We start from the raw sequence: 16543 nt of genomic DNA on the forward strand, positions 1-16543 counted from the left end.
CCTTGCGGGTCCCTTGCCGCCCGGCCGGATGCCGACCGGCCGATCAGTCGATCCAGACGACGACCGCGAGACGGCGGTGCGCGGCGCCGCGGTAGAAGTCGCGCAAGGCGTCGAAGTGGGCTCGGAGGTAGCGGACCAGGTCGTCGGAGTACTCCCCGAAGCCGCACAGGACGGCGGCTTCGCGCGGGTCCTGCCCGGCGAGCCGGTCGAGGACGCAGGCGAGCGCGAACGCGTCGAGGGCGTCCAGAGCCGCGGCCGTCTCGGCGACGGCGGCGGGAGTCAGCAGTGCGGGAGGCCGGCCGAAGCCGTCGTAGACGTCGTAGTGGTCGAGGAACTCGACGTCGGGGCCGGTGCCGTCCGGGTCGCCGTCGATGCTGCGGCGGAGCGCGTCCCCGTGCTGCGGGTCGCCGCCGAGGACGGGCCAGGCTTTCACAAGGCCCCAGACGGCCCAGCCGGTGTCGAGTGTGTCCGCGTCCGGCGGGGACCAGCCCGGCGATCCGTTCGGCGTTCGCGCGGCCGTGGCGCGGCACTCGTCCAGGTAGGCCGGGGTGACCCGGGCGAGTTGCTGGGTGATGGCCATGGGGTGGAGTCTGCCGCGTCAGCCACGCGTCGTCGGGCGGGGGGCCAGGAAGTCGGCCAGGTCGGCAAGCAGTCGCGCGGGCGGGTCGACGCCGATGGTGTAGTGCGTGGCGTCGGGGACCAGGGTCGTCCGCAGGCCCGGAATCAGGCCTTCCGCGGCCCGCGCGACCTTGCGGGAGTCGTGTGCGCGGCTCTCGGCGGCGAGAGCGACCAGGGTGGGGACGCGGATCGCCCGCAGTGCCTCGGCGCGGGGCCGTGGGCCGGTGAGCGGCTTTGCCGACGGGAAGGTCGCGCCTTCGGCATACAGGTCCACCCACGCGGGATCGAGTTCCGCGCCGTGGGTCTCCCAGTGGAGCCAGGCCCGGTTGCGGGCCGGGCTCGGGCGGAGGAGCACCGGTACGGCGCGCAGGAGGAAGCGGGGGGCGAACCCGGTGAAGCAGTTCGTCGGGTCGACGAGCGCGAGGGCGCGGAGGCGTTCGGGGGCGTGGAGGGCATAGTGCAGGGCGCTCCAGGCGCCGTACGAGTGCCCGGCCAGTGCGACGGGCTGCGCGGTCCCGGTCAGCGCCTCGAGTACCTGGTCGAGCCAGGCCAGTTGGTCGGCGATGCGGGCGATGGGCCGGTCGGAGGCGGCGATGCTGCGTCCGGGCTCGCCGACGGTGTCGACGGCGTGCACGCGGTGCGCGGCACCGAGCGCGGTCGCGGTGGCGAACCAGACCGCCGCGGTGGCGCCGCCGCCGGGGAGCAGGACGAGCGGCGGGGCGTCGGGCGGGCCGTGGCTGATCACGTGCGTGGTCCCGTAGGGCGTGTCCACGACGGCGGACTCGGCCTCGGCGGGCCAGCGGGCGGCGAGGACGGCGGAATATGCGCGGTGGAAGGCGGTGTCGGTGGTCGAGTTGCTTCGGGGCATGGCGGACTTCCCTCTCGACTGGGCCGAGGAACGGTGACGTCGACGAGACCGCGTCGGCATATGTCTCGCCGAGCTATTATCTCGATGAGCGAGATAATATGCGGAGTGCGGGTCGCGGGGACAAGTGCGGAGGGCGGACTGGATGGCGACGGATGCGCGGGAGAGTCGCGAGAACGCTGCGGGGGGACGGGAAGGGTCGCCCGACGGAGGCGCGGGCACCCCGCGGGACGCGGCCTTGCCGCCGTCCGGCCGCGCCGACGATCTGGCGCTCTTCCACCTGCTTCGCGCGGTGACCGTCGAATACGGCCTGCGTCAGAACGAATTCGCCGCGGCGCACGGGATGCACCCGACCGACGTGCGGGCCCTCGTCTGCCTGCTGGATGCGGAACGCGCCGGAACTCCCGCGACAGCCGGGCTCGTCGCCACCGGCCTCGGCCTCAACTCCGCCGGGACGACGGCCGTTCTCGACCGCCTCGAAAGCCTCGGCCTGATCGCCCGCACCCGCGACCCGCAGGACCGCCGACGCGTCCTGCTCACGGTCGAGGACCGGGCCAAGACGCTGGGCCGGCAGTGGTTCGGCCCGCTGATCGCGCGGACGACGGCGCCGCTGCGGGACTTCGACGAGAACCAGCTGGGCGCCATCCGGCTGTTCCTGGAGTCGGCGCTGGGAGCGCTGGCCGAGGACGCACCCGGGCCGGTCAGCGCTCCAGGACGGGGGCGACGCGGCGGATCGCCGCGCAGTAACCCACGATGAGGCCGAGCCAGACCACCGCCGTGACGACCGGATATCCGAGCACGCCGAGGACGAGCATCCAGGTCAGCAGCAGCGCGTGGGCGACCGCCGTAGCCGTGAAGGCCCGCGAGCGCACGGCCACCGAGCGGACGGCCAGTCCGAACACCGCGCAGAAGTCGAGCACGGCCACCAGCAGGGCGATCTGTCCGGAGACATCCCTGCCCTTTGACGGAACGCCATAGCCCTGCACCGTGGACGGCCCCCACAACGGCCCGGTCAGCGCGGGCATGGTGTTGGTGTTGAAGCCCTCGTGCAAGCTGTCGACCATGACCAGGTAGAGCAGCCAGCCGAACATCTCCACCACGAGCAGCAGACCGAGCCCGATGCACAGGCCGTTCAGAACCTTGGGGTGCGCGATCTGCGCGCGTGTCACGATCCCCCCGATCAGCCGCCTGTCCCCCGGTGGACGGCTCCTGGGCGCACAGGCTAGCGAACCGCGCGGGTCGACCGCCCTGTCACAGGTGCACGCGGAGACGGGCACGGGAGCGGCCCCCGGGGAGCCGACCGCCGGCGTTCCCGCACAGCGCGGGCGGAGCCGAGCAGCCGCTCAGCAGCTGCGTTCGACCACCAGTTCGCACAGCGAGGTGAGCGCGGTCTTCGCCGCGCCCTCCGGGAGCGGAGCCAGGACCTCGCACGCCTCCTCGGCGTAGCGGCGGGTGTCCTGGCGGGCGCGCTCCAGGGCCGGGTGGGCACGCAGGAGGGCCAAGGCCTCGGCGTGGTCGGCGTCGTCCGCGAGGGGGCCGGAGAGCAGCTCCACGAGGCGGACGTCTGCGGGCCCTGCGGTGGCGCGCAGGTGGAGGACCGGCAGCGTCGGGACGCCCTCGCGGAGGTCGGTGCCGGGGGTCTTGCCGGACTCGGTGGAGTCGCTGGCGATGTCGAGGATGTCGTCGGCGAGCTGGAAGGCCACGCCGATGCGTTCGCCGTAGCGGGCCAGGATGTCCACGACGTGGTCGTCGGCGCCCGCGAACATGGCGCCGAACTGGCCCGCGGTGGCGATCAGCGAGCCGGTCTTGTCGGCGATGACCGCCAGGTAGTGCTCGACCGGGTCGTCGCCCGGGTTGGGGCCGACCGTCTCGCGGATCTGGCCGGTCACCAGACGGGCGAACGCACGGGCCTGGATCCGCACCGCCTCGTCGCCGAGGTCGGCGACGATCTCCGACGCGCGGGCGAACAGGAAGTCGCCGGTGAGGATCGCCACCGAGTTGTCCCAGCGGGCGTTCGCGCTCGGCGCGCCGCGCCGCAGCGCCGCCTCGTCCATGACGTCGTCGTGGTACAGCGTGGCCAGGTGGGTCAGCTCGCACACCACCGCGGCCGGCACCACGCCGGGCGCCTGCGGGTCGCCGAACTGGGCCGCGAGGAGGGTGAGGAGCGGGCGGAAACGCTTTCCGCCCGCCTCCACCAAATGCCGCGAGGTCTGCGTGAGGTACGGGAACTCGCTCTTCGTGGCGGCGAGCAGCTCCTGCTCCACGGCCGCCATCCCGGCGCGGATCTCCGCGTCCAATACACCGTCATGGACGCTCAGCCCGAAGGGCCCCACGATCGTCATGCCGGTGCACTCCTCATGGTCGCGCAGTGTGTCTGCGCCTGGTGACTAATGGACGAACAAGGCGGCCTTGTCCGCAAGGTCCAAAACGGGCTGCGGCAGGATGCCAAGCACCACGGTAACCGCTACCCCCAAGGCGATGGCAGCGGTGGTCATGACGCTGGGCACAACCACCGTCGGACCGTCCGCTTTCGGCTCCGAAAAGAACATGAGCACGATGACTCGGACATAGAAGAACGCGGCGATGGCAGAACACAGCACACCCACGATCACAAGCGGTCCGGCACCGCCGTCCGCCGCCGCCTGGAACACCGCGAACTTCCCGGAGAAACCGCTGGTCAGCGGGATTCCGGCGAATGCCAGGAGGAAGATCGCGAAGACCCCGGCGACCAGCGGAGAGCGCCTTCCGAGGCCCGCCCAACGGGACAGGTGGGTCGCTTCGCCGCCCGCGTCGCGCACCAGCGTGACCACCGCGAACGCACCCAGAGTGACGAAGCCGTAGGCGACCAGGTAGAACAGCGTCGACGACGCGCCGGCCTCGGTGGCCGCGACCATGCCGGTCAGGATGAAACCCGCGTGGGCGATCGACGAGTACGCCAGCATGCGCTTGACGTCCGTCTGGGTGATCGCGATGACCGCGCCCGCGATCATCGTGACGATCGCGACGCCCATCATCACCGGCCGCCAGTCCCACTTCATGCCCGGCATCGCCACGTAGAAGAACCGCAGCAGCGCACCGAACGCGGACACCTTGGTGGCCGCCGCCATGAAACCGGTGATCGGCGTCGGCGCGCCCTGGTACACGTCCGGCGTCCACGAGTGGAACGGCACCGCGCCGACCTTGAACAGCAGGCCGACCGCGACCATCGCGAGACCGATCAGCAGCAGGGCATCGTTGTCCATCGCCCCGCCGGTCGCCACCGCGATCCGGTCCAGCCGGACGCTACCCGAGTAGCCGTACAGCAGCGCCACGCCGAACAGGAAGAACGCCGAGGAGAACGCGCCGAGCAGGAAGTACTTCAGCGCGGCTTCCTGGGACAGCAGCCGCCGGCGCCGGGCGAGCCCGCACAGCAGGTACAGCGGCAGCGACAGGACCTCCAGCGCCACGAACATGGTCAGCAGGTCGTTCGCGGCGGGGAACAGCAGCATGCCGCCGAGCGCGAACATCGTCAGCGGGAACACCTCGGTCTGGTGCAGCCCCGCCGCCGTCGCCTCGCGCTCCTGCGCGCTGCCGGGCGCCGCGGCGGCCTGCGCCGCGAAGGCGTCCCCGCCGGGCTCCAGGCGCCGTTCGGCGATCAGCAGGACCGACACGATGCCCAGCAGCAGCAGCGTGCCCTGCAGGAACAGCGCCGGCCCGTCCACAGCCACCGCGCCCACCGCGGCGACCTCCCGGCTGCCGTGCAGCGCCAGCACGGCGGCGAAGGCCGCCGCCATGCCGCCGAGCGCGACCACCAGCTGCGTCGCGTAGCGCGCCTTGCGCGGCACGAACGCCTCGACCAGCACCCCGGCCACCGCGGCACCGAACACGATGAGCATCGGCGAGAGTTCGCCGTACTCGATGTGCGGCGCCTGCACGGCCGCGGCGAGTTGCGGTACCGCACTCACTACCGCGCTCACTTGTTGCCTCCGAGGGGGGTGACGGCGGCTGCCTGCTCGACGGGCACCTGGACCGAGTTCGAGATCGGGTGCGCCGGTTTCGGATCGGTCTTCTCGACCTGGCTCAGCGTGTCGTCCACCGCCGGGTTGACCACGTCCAGAATCGGCTTCGGGTAGACGCCGAGGACCAGCAGCAGCGCGAGCAGCGGCGCGACCACGACCAGCTCGCGCACGTTCAGGTCCCGCATCTTCTCGACGCCCGCTTTGACCGGGCCGGTCATGGTGCGCTGGTAGAGCACCAGGACGTACAGCGCGGCGAGGATGATGCCGACCGTCGCCACGATGCCCGCCGCCTGGTAGCGCGAGAACGTGCCGACCAGCACCAGGAACTCGCTGACGAACGGCGCCAGCCCGGGCAGCGACAGGGTCGCCAGGCCGGCCACCAGGAACGTGCCCGCGAGCACGGGTGCGACCTTCTGCACGCCGCCGAAGTCGGCGATCGTCTTGCTGCCCCGGCGGGTGATCATGAAGCCCGCGATCAGCAGCAGCGCCGCCGTCGAGAAGCCGTGGTTGACCATGTAGAGCGTCGCGCCCGAGTGGCCCTGGCTGGTCAGGGCGAAGATGCCCATGATGATGAAGCCGAAGTGGGAGATCGACGTGTAGGCGATGAGCCGCTTGATGTCGGTCTGCCCGACCGCGAGCAGCGCCCCGTAGATGATCCCGATCACCGCCAGCGTGATCACCAGCGGCGCGAACGTCTTCGACGCGTTCGGGAACAGCTCCAGGCAGAACCGCAGCATCGCGAACGTGCCGACCTTGTCCACCATCGCGGTCACCAGCACCGCGACGCCCGGCGTGGCCTCCGTCATGGTGTCCGGCAGCCAGGTGTGGAACGGCCACAGCGGCGCCTTGATCGCGAACGCGAACATGAACCCGAGGAACATCGCCTTCTCGGCGCCCGGGCTGATGTGGAGTTCGCCGGTCGACACCGCCTGCGCGATGCGCGCCAGGTCGAACGTGCCCTGGCCGGGGCCGGCCAGGTCGTGGTCGGCGGTGGTGACGTACAGCCCGACCACGGCGGCCAGCATGACCAGGCCGCCGAGCAGGTTGTAGAGCAGGAACTTGACCGCCGCGTACGACCGCTGCGCGCCGCCGAAGCCGCCGATGAGGAAGTACATCGGGATCAGCATGGCTTCGAAGAAGATGTAGAAGACGAAGACGTCGGTGGCCGCGAACGACACCACCACCATCGCCTCGACCGCCAGCATCAGCGCGAAGAACGCATGCGTCGACCGCGGCGCCGCCGACTCGCCCGCGGTGCCGTCCATCCGCACCTGCGGCCCGTCCGCGTCGTGCCACGACGCGAGGATCAGGATCGGCATGAGCACCGCGGTCAGCAGGATCAGCACGACGCCGATCCCGTCCACGCCCAGCGACCAGTGGACGCCGAACGACTTGATCCACGCATAGCTTTCGGTCATCTGGAAGCGGTCGCCGTCCGGCGAGAACTTCACCGTGACGATGATCGCCAGCACGAGTTCGACCAGCGTGACCAGCAGTGCGAGGTTCTTCGCGAGAGTGCGCTTGGCGGCCGGAAGCACGGCGACGGCCAGGGCGCCCGCGAAGGGCACCGCCGCCATCACCGTCAGCCAGGGGAAGTGGCCGTTCATCGCAATCCCTCCGCCGCGTGCCGTGCCGTATCAGGGAGCCGAAGGGGCGTGGCGCAGCGCGCGGCCCCGGAGTACCGGCGGGCCATCACGCCATCCTCGCCATCAGCGTCGCCGCGACCACGATGGCCGTGCCGCCGAACATCGACAGCGCGTACGAACGGGCGAACCCGGTCTGCACCTTCCGCACCCGCGCCGACGTGCCGCCGATGAACGCGGCAAGCCCGCCCACGAATCCGTCGATGCCGCGCAGGTCCAGCCATACCAGCCAGCGCGTCAGGTACTGGCCGGGCCGCATGACCAGGCCTTCGTTGATCTGGTCCTGGTACAGATCCTTGCGGGCCGCCACCGTGACGAACGAGCCGTGCGGCGCCACCGCCGGCACCTCGCGGCGTGCGAACTGCAGGTAGGCGATCAGCACGCCGAGCGCCACCATCGCGACCGCCATGCCGGTGACCGCCCATTCGCTGAACGGCAGGTCGCCGTGACTGAACCCGGTCACCGGGGTCAGCCACTTCACGAACGAGTCGTTGAGCACGAACAGCCCGCCCGCGAACACCGATCCGAACGCCAGGACGATCATCGGCACGGTCATCGTCGCCGGCGACTCGTGCGGGTGTGGCTCGTGCCAGTCGCTCGGCGCGCCGACCGGCGCTTCCTTCCACCGCTCGCGGCCGAAGAAGGTCATGAGCATCACGCGCGTCATGTAGAACGCGGTCAGTGCCGCCGCGACCAAGGTGACCGAGCCGAGGATGTACCCGCTCGTGCCGCCCTTCGCGAACGCCGCCTCGATGATCTTGTCCTTGGTGAAGTAGCCGGACAGCAGCGGGAAGCCGATGATCGCCAGGAAACCGAGGCCGAACGTGACGAACGTGACCGGCATGTACTTGCGCAGGCCCCCGTACCGCCGCATGTCGACCTCGTCGTTCATGCCGTGCATGACCGATCCGGCGCCGAGGAACAGCCCGGCCTTGAAGAAGCCGTGCGTGACCAGGTGCATGATCGCGAATGCGTAGCCGATCGGGCCGAGGCCGGCGGCCAGGATCATGTAGCCGATCTGCGACATCGTCGACGCGGCGAGCGCCTTCTTGATGTCGTCCTTCGCACAGCCGACGATCGCCCCGAACAGCACGGTGATCGCGCCGACGATGGTGACCGCGAGCTGCGCGTCCGGCGACGCGTTGAAGATCTCGGCGGACCGGGTGATCAGGTACACGCCCGCGGTGACCATCGTCGCCGCGTGGATCAGCGCGGAGACCGGCGTCGGGCCCTCCATCGCGTCCCCGAGCCAGGCCTGCAGCGGGAACTGCGCGGACTTGCCGCACGCCGCGAGCAGCAGCATCAGGCCGATGCCGGTGAACGTGCCGTCCGACGCCTGCGCGTTCCCGCTCAGCACCTGGTCGAAGGAGAACGTGCCGAACGTGGTGAACATCAGGAAGATCGCGACGGCCAGACCGAGGTCGCCGACGCGGTTCATGATGAACGCCTTCTTCGCCGCGGTCGCCGCCGACGGCTTGTGCTGCCAGAACCCGATCAGCAGGTAGGACGCCAGGCCGACGCCTTCCCAGCCGACGTACAGCAGCAGGTAGTTGTTCGCCAGGACCAGCAGCAGCATCGAGGCGACGAACAGGTTCAGGTAGGCGAAGAACCGTCGCCGGTTGGGGTCTTCCGCCATGTAGCCGATCGAGTAGATGTGGATCAGCGACCCGACACCCGTGATCAGCAGCACGAAGACCATCGACAGCTGGTCCAAGTGCAGCCCGACTTCGGCCTGGAAGCCGCCGACCTGGATCCAGTCCCACAGGTGCTGGTTCACCGACCGGTCGGCGCCGCTCTTGTCGAGCATGCCCGCGAACAGCACGAGCCCGACCGCGAACGATCCGAGCGCGAGCGCCGTTCCGAGCCAGTGCCCGAACTTGTTGGTACGCCTGCCGCCGAGCAGCAGGACCGCCGCGCCGAGCAGCGGCAGCGCGATCACCAGCCAGGTCGCGTCGAACACGCCGCTCGCCGCGACCGAGTGCACTCCACCGCCGCCTTCCGCCCCCTCACCCGAGGTGGCGAGCAGCACGCCGGTTGCCAAGGTTTGCGTCACCAGTCCCCTACCACTTCATCAGGTTGGCGTCGTCGACCGAGGCCGACCGGCGGCTGCGGAAGATGGCGATGATGATCGACAGGCCGACCACGACTTCGGCGGCCGCGACGACCATCGTGAAGAACGCGATGACCTGGCCGTCGTAGTTGCCGTGCATCCGCGCGAACGTCACGAACGCCAGGTTCGTCGCGTTGAGCATCAGTTCGATGCACATGAACACGACGATCGCGTTCCGGCGCATCAGCACGCCGGCCGCGCCGACGGTGAACAGCAGCGCCGCCAAGTACAGGTAGTTGGCCGGGTTCATGAGCGCGACTCCTTCGATCCTGCGCCGGCCGCGACCGAGTCGCCGTGGGCGGTCCCGGCCGCGTCAGGGTCCCCGGCGGCCGGACCCGAGCCGGAGCCGGTGCCGTCGCCGGCCTCGGGCTCCTGCGGTTCGGTGCCGCCGTCCGGGCCTTCCTCGCCCTCGTGGCGGGCCGTCGGCACGTCGCCGCGCTGCTCCATCCACACCTCGGCGCTCTCCTCCAGCTCGGCGACCCGGTGCACCGGTTCGCGGCTGACGTCGCGCACCTGGCCGCGGGCCCGCAGCGTGGCGTTGACCGACAGCTCGGAGATCGTGCCGTCGGGCAGCAGCGCGGGGATGTCGACCGCGTTGTGCCGGGCGTAGACGCCCGGCGCGGGCAGCGGCGCGAGGTTGATGTTCTCTCGCACGCGCGCCTCGGACAGCTCCCGCTGCGTCTTGCGCGGCTTGAGGCGCTCGCGGTGCGCCAGCACCATCGCGCCGAGCGCCGCGGTGATCAGCAGGGCGCTGGTGATCTCGAACGCCCACACATAGCGGGTGAAGATCAGGTGCGCGAGGCCTTCCACGTTCCTGCCCTCGCGCATCGCGGCGACCACCTGCGGGTCGGTCTCCTGCGCACCGGCCGGCGACGTCCCGCCGCCGTACCCGGCGAAGTTGCCGAGCGACGCGTTGGCGATGCCCGCCACCAGCAGGATGCCGAAACCGAGGCCCGCGAGGATCGCCGCGACGCGCTGGCCGCGCAGCGTCTCCTTGAGCGAGTCCGCCGAGGAGACGCCGACCAGCATGAGCACGAACAGGAACAGCATCATGATCGCGCCGGTGTAGACGACGATCTGCACGACGCCGAGGAAGACCGCGCCCTGCGCCATGTAGAAGACCGCCAGGCACAGCATGGTGGCGGCCAGGCACAGCGCGCTGTGCACGGCTTTCTTCATGGCGACCGTGCCGAGCGCGCCGAGCAGCGCGACGGTGGCGAGGATCCAGAACTGCACCGCCTCGCCGGTCGACGTTCTGGTGAGCTGTTCCGCGAGGACGACGCCCCCGGACAGCCCGTCCGCAGCCATGGTCATCGGACACCCGCTTCGTGGTCGTCGTGGACGTCCGCGGACGCGTCCTCGGCGGCCTCGCCCGGCTCGCCCGCCTGTCCCTGGGTGACCGTGCCCGGGGCCGCCTCGGTGACCTTGCCGAGGTAGTAGTCCCGTTCTTCCATCTCCGGGTACATGGCGTGCGGCGGGGCGACCATGCCTTCGTGCAGCGGGGCGAGGAGCTGCTCCTTGGTGAAGATCAGGCTCGCCCGGGTCGTGTCCGCGAGTTCGTACTGGTTCGTCATCGTCAACGCCCGGGTCGGGCACGCCTCGATGCACAGGCCGCAGAAGATGCAGCGCAGGTAGTTGATCTGGTAGACGCGGCCGTAGCGCTCACCGGGGGAGAACCGCTCTTCCTCGGTGTTGTCCGCGCCTTCGACGTAGATCGCGTCCGCCGGGCAGGCCCACGCGCACAGTTCGCAGCCGACGCACTTCTCCAGCCCGTCCGGGTGCCGGTTGAGCTGGTGCCGGCCGTGGAACCGCGGGGCGGTGGGCTTTTTCTCGAAGGGGTAGAACTCGGTGTTCGCCTTCTTGAACATGGTCGCGAAGGTGACGCCGAAGCCCGCGACGGGTCCCAGGAAGTTGCCCACGGTCATACCTCCTTGTCCGTCGGGTTCGCGGGGGACGGTGCACTGGCAGGGGGTTGCCCGTCGTCCGGGCTCTCGGACGAGCCGCCGCCGACGCTCACGGTGGCGCGCCGGATGTTGCGGCGCGGTACGGGCGGGAGTTCCTGACCGGGCAGCGGGGGCACCGGGAATCCGCCGGCCATCGGGTCGAACGGCACCGCGGCGCCGGGCGTGCCGGGCAGCGGCTCGGGCTTCTCCTCGTCCTCGTCGGCGCCGCGGACCATGTCCCACAGGACCGACAGCACGAGGAGGACGATGATCGCGCCGGCGATGCCGAGCACGATGTTGCGGTAGTCGTAGCCCTCGTTCTTGAGCGCCCGCACGGTGGCCACGAGCATGAGCCACACCAGCGACGTCGGGATGAGCACCTTCCATCCCAGGCGCATGAACTGGTCGTAGCGCAGGCGGGGCAGCGTGCCGCGGAGCCAGATGAAGAGGAACAGGAAGAGCTGGACTTTGAGGAAGTACCAGAGCAGCGTCCACCAGCCGCTGTTGGCGCCCTCCCACACCGCGGTGATCGGCGGCGGCGCGTGGTACCCGCCGAGGAACAGCGTGGTGGCCAGCGACGAGACGACGACCATGTTGACGTACTCGGCGAGGAAGAACAGCGCGAACTTCAGCGACGAGTACTCGGTGTGGAAGCCGCCGACGAGTTCGCCTTCCGCCTCGGGAAGGTCGAACGGCGCCCGGTTCGTCTCGCCGATCATCGCGATCACGTAGATCACGAACGACACCGGCAGGAGCACCGCGTACCAGGTCTGGTGCTGCGACTGGACGATCTCCGAGGTGGACATCGAGCCGGAGTAGAGGAACACGCCGGCGAACGACAGGCCCATCGCGACCTCGTACGAGATCATCTGCGCCGTCGACCGCAGCGAGCCGAGCAGCGGGTACGTCGACCCGGACGACCAGCCCGCCAGCACGATGCCGTAGATGCCCACCGACGCGGTCGCCAGGATGTACAGCACGCCCACCGGCAGGTCGGTCAGCTGCAGGTGCGTCTGGTGTCCGAACATCGACACCTCGCCGCCCATCGGGATCACCGCGAACGCCATGAACGCGGGGACCATCGCGACGACCGGCGCGAGGATGTAGACCGGCTTGTCGGCGGCCTTGACGATGATGTCTTCCTTGAACGCCAGCTTCACGCCGTCGGCGAGCGACTGGAGCAGGCCCTGCGGCCCGACGTGCTTGGGGCCGATGCGCATCTGCATCCACGCCACGACCTTGCGCTCCCACCAGATCGCGAACAGCGTCATGACGACGCAGAACGCGAACACCAGGACCGCCTTGAACAGGATCAGCCACCACGGATCGGAAGCGAACCCGACCGGATCAGCCGCGAGTTGCATCAGCTCTCCTCCTCGCCGGTCGTGCCGTCGGCCCCGGCGCCGTTGCTGCCGGTCCCGTTGGCTCCGATGCCGTTGACGCCGGTGCCGTTCGGCGACCCGTCGGCGCCGTGCCCGCGCGGACCGAGCGCCGTGCCGTTGGCCGCGCCGTCGGTGCCGTTCGACGCCCGCTGCTGCGGCAGGACCGCGGCGCGCAGCCGGACCGTCTCGCCGGGCACCGCACCGAGGTCGCGGTGCAGGGCCGATCCCGGCGAGTTCGCCGGGATCCACACCACGTCGTCGCCCATCTCGGTGACCACGAGCGGCAGCGTGACCTCGCCGCCGCGGCCGGTCGAGACGGTCACTTCGCCGCCGTCGGCCGCGCCGATCCGGGCCGCGGTCGCGGCGCTCAGCCGGACGACCGGGCGGCGGCGCGTGCCCGCCAGCGCGGACTCGCCGTCCTGCGCGCGGCCTTCGTCGAGCAGCAGCCGCCAGGACGCGAGCACCGCTTCGTCGGTGCCCGGCTCGGCGGCCGGGCGGCGGAGCGGTGCGGCCGGGGCGGCGGCGCGTTCGCCCGCCCAGCCGCCGAGGCGGCGCAGTTCGCGGCGGGCCGCGGCGACGTCGGGGAGTCCGAGGTGGACGTCCATTTCGTCGGCGATCGAGTTGAGGACCCGCAGGTCGGGCATCACCGTGCCGGTGTCCTGGAGCACCTGGTCCTGCTTGAGGACCGAGGCGAAAGGCCGTTCGCGGCCTTCCCAGTCGACGAACGTGCCGGCCTTCTCCGCGGCCGCGGACACCGGGAACACCACGTCGGCGCGTTCGGTGACCTCGCTGTGCCGCAGTTCCAGGCTGACCACGAACGGTGCGGCGTCCAGCGCGGCCAGCGCCGCCGCCGGGTCGGGCAGGTCGCCCGGTTCGACGCCGCCGACGACCAGTGCGCCGAGTTTGCCGTCGCGTACGCCGCGCAGCATGGCCGCCGTGTCCAGCCCGTAGCCGCTGGGGAGGTCGGCGACCGACCAAGCCGCGGCTACTTCGGCGCGGGCCGCCGGGTCGCTGACCGGGCGGCCGCCGGGGAGGAGGTTGTAGAGCGCGCCGGCTTCGAGTGCGCCGCGTTCCCCGGCGCGGCGCGGCACCCACGCGAGGCGGGCGCCCGTGGCCTCGGCCAGCGCGAGGGCCGAGGACAGCGCGCCCGGGATGCCGGCCAGGCGTTCGCCGACCAGGATCACCGCGCCGTTCTCGGCGAGGAGTTCCGCGGCCGACCGGCCGAGGTCGTCCAGGCCGCTGCCGGTCGCCAACGCGTCGAGCCACGCGGGTTCCAGGCCGGGGGCCGCCCGCAGGAGCGTGCCCTGCATGCGGACGAGGCCGGACGATGCGAACGGCGCGATCGAGAAGATCCTCAGGCCGTGCTTGCGGGCCGCCTTGCGGAGCCGCAGGAACACGATCGGCGACTCGTCCTCGGGCTCGAACCCGGCGAGCAGCACCGCGGGGGCCTTCTCCAGGTCCGCGTAGGTGACGCCCATGCCGGTGCCGGCGACGGCGGCGGCCAGGAAGTCGGCCTCCTCGGTGCTGTGCTCCCGGGCCCGGAAGTCGATGTCGTTGGTGCCGAGCGCGACGCGGGCGAACTTCGCGTACGCGTAAGCGTCTTCGACGGTGACCCGACCGCCGGCCAGCACACCCGCGCGCCCGCGGGCCGCGGTCAGCCCTTCCGCGGCGGCGGCGAGGGCCTCCGGCCACGACGCGGCTTCCAGTTCGCCGGTCTCCGGGTCGCGCACCAGCGGGGTGGTGATGCGGTCGCCGAGGGTCGCGTACCGGAACGCGAAGCGGCCCTTGTCGCAGTTCCACTCTTCGTTGACCTCGGGCTCGTCGCCCGCGAGGCGCCGCATCACGCGGCCGCGCCGGTGGTCGGCGCGGAGCGAGCATCCGGAGGCGCAGTGCTCGCACGCGGTGGGCGACGACACGAGGTCGAACGGGCGGGAGCGGAACCGGTAGGCCGCCGAGGTGAGCGCGCCGACCGGGCAGATCTGGATGGTGTTGCCGGAGAAGTAGGACTCGAACGGCTGCTTCTCGTAGATCCCGACCTGCTGGAGCGCGCCGCGTTCGATGAGCGCGATGAACGGGTCGCCCGCGATCTGGTCGGAGAACCGGGTGCAGCGCGCGCACAGCACGCACCGCTCGCGGTCCAGCAGCACCTCGGACGAGATCGGCAGCGGCTTCGGGTAGGTGCGCTTGACCTCGCCGAACCGCGATGTCGTCCGGCCGGACGTCATCGCTTGGTTCTGCAGCGGGCACTCGCCGCCCTTGTCGCACACCGGGCAGTCGAGGGGGTGGTTGATGAGCAGCAGCTCCATCACCCCGTCCTGCGACTTCTTGGCGACCGGCGAGGACAGCTGGGTGCGCACCACCATGCCGTCGGTGACGGTGGTGGTGCAGGACGCGAGCGGCTTGCGCTGGCCTTCCACGTCGACCAGGCACTGGCGGCAGGCGCCGACCGGGTCGAGCAGCGGGTGGTCGCAGAACCGGGGGATCTGGATGCCGAGGAGTTCGGCCGCGCGGATGACCAGCGTGCCCTTCGGGACGCTGACCTCGATCCCGTCCACCGTGATGGTGACGAGGTCCTCCTGCGGCTTCGGCGCGGGAGCACCGCCCGCCGGAGAGTTGGTCGTGACGGTCATCAGGCTTGCGCTCCCGTCAGGTTCGAGGCCCACACGGTGGAGGCCGCGGGGTCGAAGGGACAGCTGCGGTGCGTCAGGTGCGCCACGTATTCGTCGCGGAAGTACTTGAGCGAGGAGAAGATCGGGCTCGCCGCGCCGTCGCCGAGGGCGCAGAACGACTTGCCGTTGATGTTGTCGGCGACGTCGAGCAGGGTCTCCAGGTCCTGTTCGGTGCCGTCGCCCTTCTCCAGCCGTTCGAGGATCTGCACGAGCCAGTAGGTGCCTTCGCGGCAGGGCGTGCACTTGCCGCACGACTCGTGCGCGTAGAACTCGGTCCACCGCAGGACCGCGCGGACGACGCACACCGTCTCGTCGAAGATCTGCAGGGCTTTGGTGCCGAGCATCGATCCGGCGGCGCCGACGCCTTCGTAGTCGAGCGGGACGTCGAGGTGCTCGTCGGTGAACATCGGCGTCGACGAGCCGCCCGGCGTCCAGAACTTGATCCGGTGTCCTTCCCGGACGCCGCCCGCCAGGTCGAGGAGTTCGCGCAGCGTGACGCCGAGCGGCGCCTCGTACTGGCCGGGCCGCTTGACGTGCCCGGACAGCGAGTACAGCGTGAACCCGGGCGACTTCTCCGAGCCCATGCCGCGGAACCACTCGACGCCGCGGTTCATGATCGCCGGCACGGACGCGATCGACTCGACGTTGTTGACGCAGGTCGGCGACGCGTACAGGCCGGCCACCGCGGGGAACGGCGGCCGCAACCGCGGCTGGCCGCGGCGCCCTTCCAGCGAATCGAGCAGCGCGGTCTCCTCGCCGCAGATGTACGCCCCGGCGCCCGCGTGCACGGTGATCTCCAGGTCGAAGCCGGACCCGAGGATGTCCTGGCCGACGTAGCCGGCGTCCTTGGCTTCCTGCACGGCGGCCTGCAGCCGGCGCAGCACCGAGACGACTTCGCCGCGCAGGTAGATGAAGGCGTGGCTGGAGCGGATCGCGTACGCCGCGATGATCACGCCTTCGATGAGGACGTGCGGGTTGGCGTACATGAGCGGGATGTCCTTGCAGGTCCCCGGCTCGGACTCGTCGGCGTTGACGACGAGGTAGTGCGGGTTGCCGTCGCCCTGCGGGATGAAGCCCCACTTCATGCCGGTCGGGAAGCCCGCGCCGCCGCGGCCGCGCAGGCCGGAGTCCTTGACGGTCTGGATGACCTCGTCGGGGTGCTTGGCCAGTGCCTTCTTGAGGCCCTGGTAGCCGTCGTGCTTGAGGTAGGTGTCCAGCCGCCAGGGCTTGTCGTCGTCCCACGGCTCGGACAGCACCGGGGTGAGGATCGAGGAGCTCGGGGAGCCCGGGGATTTCGTAGCGTCGGTCATGGCCG

General features: G+C 70.8%; 14 protein-coding genes. 1 reads left to right on the forward strand and 13 read right to left on the reverse strand.

The window, feature by feature from the left end; genetic code table 11:
* Positions 1 to 43: 43 nt before the first annotated feature.
* Entirely contained in the window at positions 44 to 580 is a 537-nt protein-coding gene (locus tag ACPA54_RS11145; protein ID WP_423528526.1) for a DUF1877 family protein, read from the reverse strand.
* Between the two features lie 18 nt (positions 581 to 598).
* Complete coding sequence (locus tag ACPA54_RS11150) at positions 599 to 1486, reverse strand: alpha/beta fold hydrolase (RefSeq protein ID WP_423528528.1); 888 nt, start codon at positions 1484 to 1486, stop codon at positions 599 to 601.
* Between the two features lie 142 nt (positions 1487 to 1628).
* Between ACPA54_RS11150 and ACPA54_RS11155 the strand changes: the two genes are divergently transcribed.
* Complete coding sequence (locus ACPA54_RS11155; RefSeq protein ID WP_423528530.1) at positions 1629 to 2240, forward strand: MarR family winged helix-turn-helix transcriptional regulator; 612 nt, start codon at positions 1629 to 1631, stop codon at positions 2238 to 2240.
* On the opposite strand, the gene ACPA54_RS11160 is transcribed toward ACPA54_RS11155, so the two are convergent.
* The 11 genes from ACPA54_RS11160 to nuoF form a co-directional block, all read right to left on the reverse strand.
* Positions 2185 to 2652 carry a hypothetical protein gene (locus tag ACPA54_RS11160; protein ID WP_423528532.1) on the reverse strand — a complete coding sequence of 156 codons (468 nt, stop codon included), beginning with the start codon at positions 2650 to 2652 and terminating at the stop codon, positions 2185 to 2187. The two genes, ACPA54_RS11155 and ACPA54_RS11160, sit on opposite strands and share 56 nt — an antisense overlap.
* 174 nt (positions 2653 to 2826) lie before the next feature.
* Entirely contained in the window at positions 2827 to 3825 is a 999-nt protein-coding gene (locus ACPA54_RS11165) for a polyprenyl synthetase family protein (RefSeq protein WP_423528534.1), read from the reverse strand.
* Positions 3826 to 3870: 45 nt separating this feature from the next.
* Positions 3871 to 5358, reverse strand: coding sequence for an NADH-quinone oxidoreductase subunit NuoN (gene nuoN / locus ACPA54_RS11170; protein WP_423528988.1), 1488 nt, complete (start codon positions 5356 to 5358; stop codon positions 3871 to 3873).
* Between the two features lie 77 nt (positions 5359 to 5435).
* Positions 5436 to 7088, reverse strand: coding sequence for an NADH-quinone oxidoreductase subunit M (locus tag ACPA54_RS11175; RefSeq protein WP_423528536.1), 1653 nt, complete (start codon positions 7086 to 7088; stop codon positions 5436 to 5438).
* Positions 7089 to 7173: 85 nt separating this feature from the next.
* Positions 7174 to 9084, reverse strand: coding sequence for an NADH-quinone oxidoreductase subunit L (gene nuoL / locus ACPA54_RS11180; protein WP_423528990.1), 1911 nt, complete (start codon positions 9082 to 9084; stop codon positions 7174 to 7176).
* Positions 9085 to 9184: 100 nt separating this feature from the next.
* Complete coding sequence (gene nuoK, locus ACPA54_RS11185; protein ID WP_345678954.1) at positions 9185 to 9484, reverse strand: NADH-quinone oxidoreductase subunit NuoK; 300 nt, start codon at positions 9482 to 9484, stop codon at positions 9185 to 9187.
* The gene (locus ACPA54_RS11190; protein ID WP_423528992.1) at positions 9481 to 10542 is read right to left on the reverse strand and encodes an NADH-quinone oxidoreductase subunit J; all 1062 of its coding nucleotides are present in this window, start codon (positions 10540 to 10542) and stop codon (positions 9481 to 9483) included. Before ACPA54_RS11190 ends, nuoK begins: the two co-directional genes overlap by 4 nt.
* Before the next feature lie 2 nt (positions 10543 to 10544).
* Positions 10545 to 11159, reverse strand: coding sequence for an NADH-quinone oxidoreductase subunit NuoI (gene nuoI / locus ACPA54_RS11195; RefSeq protein ID WP_345678952.1), 615 nt, complete (start codon positions 11157 to 11159; stop codon positions 10545 to 10547).
* The gene (nuoH, locus tag ACPA54_RS11200) at positions 11156 to 12541 is read right to left on the reverse strand and encodes an NADH-quinone oxidoreductase subunit NuoH (protein WP_423528539.1); all 1386 of its coding nucleotides are present in this window, start codon (positions 12539 to 12541) and stop codon (positions 11156 to 11158) included. Before nuoH ends, nuoI begins: the two co-directional genes overlap by 4 nt.
* Positions 12541 to 15189, reverse strand: coding sequence for an NADH-quinone oxidoreductase subunit G (locus ACPA54_RS11205; RefSeq protein WP_423528540.1), 2649 nt, complete (start codon positions 15187 to 15189; stop codon positions 12541 to 12543). Before ACPA54_RS11205 ends, nuoH begins: the two co-directional genes overlap by 1 nt.
* Positions 15189 to 16538, reverse strand: coding sequence for an NADH-quinone oxidoreductase subunit NuoF (gene nuoF / locus ACPA54_RS11210; protein WP_423528542.1), 1350 nt, complete (start codon positions 16536 to 16538; stop codon positions 15189 to 15191). Before nuoF ends, ACPA54_RS11205 begins: the two co-directional genes overlap by 1 nt.
* Between the last annotated feature and the right edge of the window lie 5 nt (positions 16539 to 16543).

The organism is Uniformispora flossi, assembly GCF_049534875.1.
Lineage (GTDB): Bacteria > Actinomycetota > Actinomycetes > Streptomycetales > Streptomycetaceae > Yinghuangia > Yinghuangia aomiensis.

Coding starts and splice junctions, on each gene's coding strand:
- ACPA54_RS11145 (WP_423528526.1), bottom strand. CDS start 580: ATGGCCATCACCCAGCAACTCGCCCGGGTCACCCCGGCCTACCTGGAC.
- ACPA54_RS11150 (WP_423528528.1), bottom strand. CDS start 1,486: ATGCCCCGAAGCAACTCGACCACCGACACCGCCTTCCACCGCGCATAT.
- ACPA54_RS11155 (WP_423528530.1), top strand. CDS start 1,629: ATGGCGACGGATGCGCGGGAGAGTCGCGAGAACGCTGCGGGGGGACGG.
- ACPA54_RS11165 (WP_423528534.1), bottom strand. CDS start 3,825: ATGACGATCGTGGGGCCCTTCGGGCTGAGCGTCCATGACGGTGTATTG.
- nuoN (WP_423528988.1), bottom strand. CDS start 5,358: ATGCTCATCGTGTTCGGTGCCGCGGTGGCCGGGGTGCTGGTCGAGGCG.
- ACPA54_RS11175 (WP_423528536.1), bottom strand. CDS start 7,088: ATGAACGGCCACTTCCCCTGGCTGACGGTGATGGCGGCGGTGCCCTTC.
- nuoK (WP_345678954.1), bottom strand. CDS start 9,484: ATGAACCCGGCCAACTACCTGTACTTGGCGGCGCTGCTGTTCACCGTC.
- ACPA54_RS11190 (WP_423528992.1), bottom strand. CDS start 10,542: ATGGCTGCGGACGGGCTGTCCGGGGGCGTCGTCCTCGCGGAACAGCTC.
- nuoI (WP_345678952.1), bottom strand. CDS start 11,159: ATGACCGTGGGCAACTTCCTGGGACCCGTCGCGGGCTTCGGCGTCACC.
- nuoH (WP_423528539.1), bottom strand. CDS start 12,541: ATGCAACTCGCGGCTGATCCGGTCGGGTTCGCTTCCGATCCGTGGTGG.
- ACPA54_RS11205 (WP_423528540.1), bottom strand. CDS start 15,189: ATGACCGTCACGACCAACTCTCCGGCGGGCGGTGCTCCCGCGCCGAAG.
- nuoF (WP_423528542.1), bottom strand. CDS start 16,538: ATGACCGACGCTACGAAATCCCCGGGCTCCCCGAGCTCCTCGATCCTC.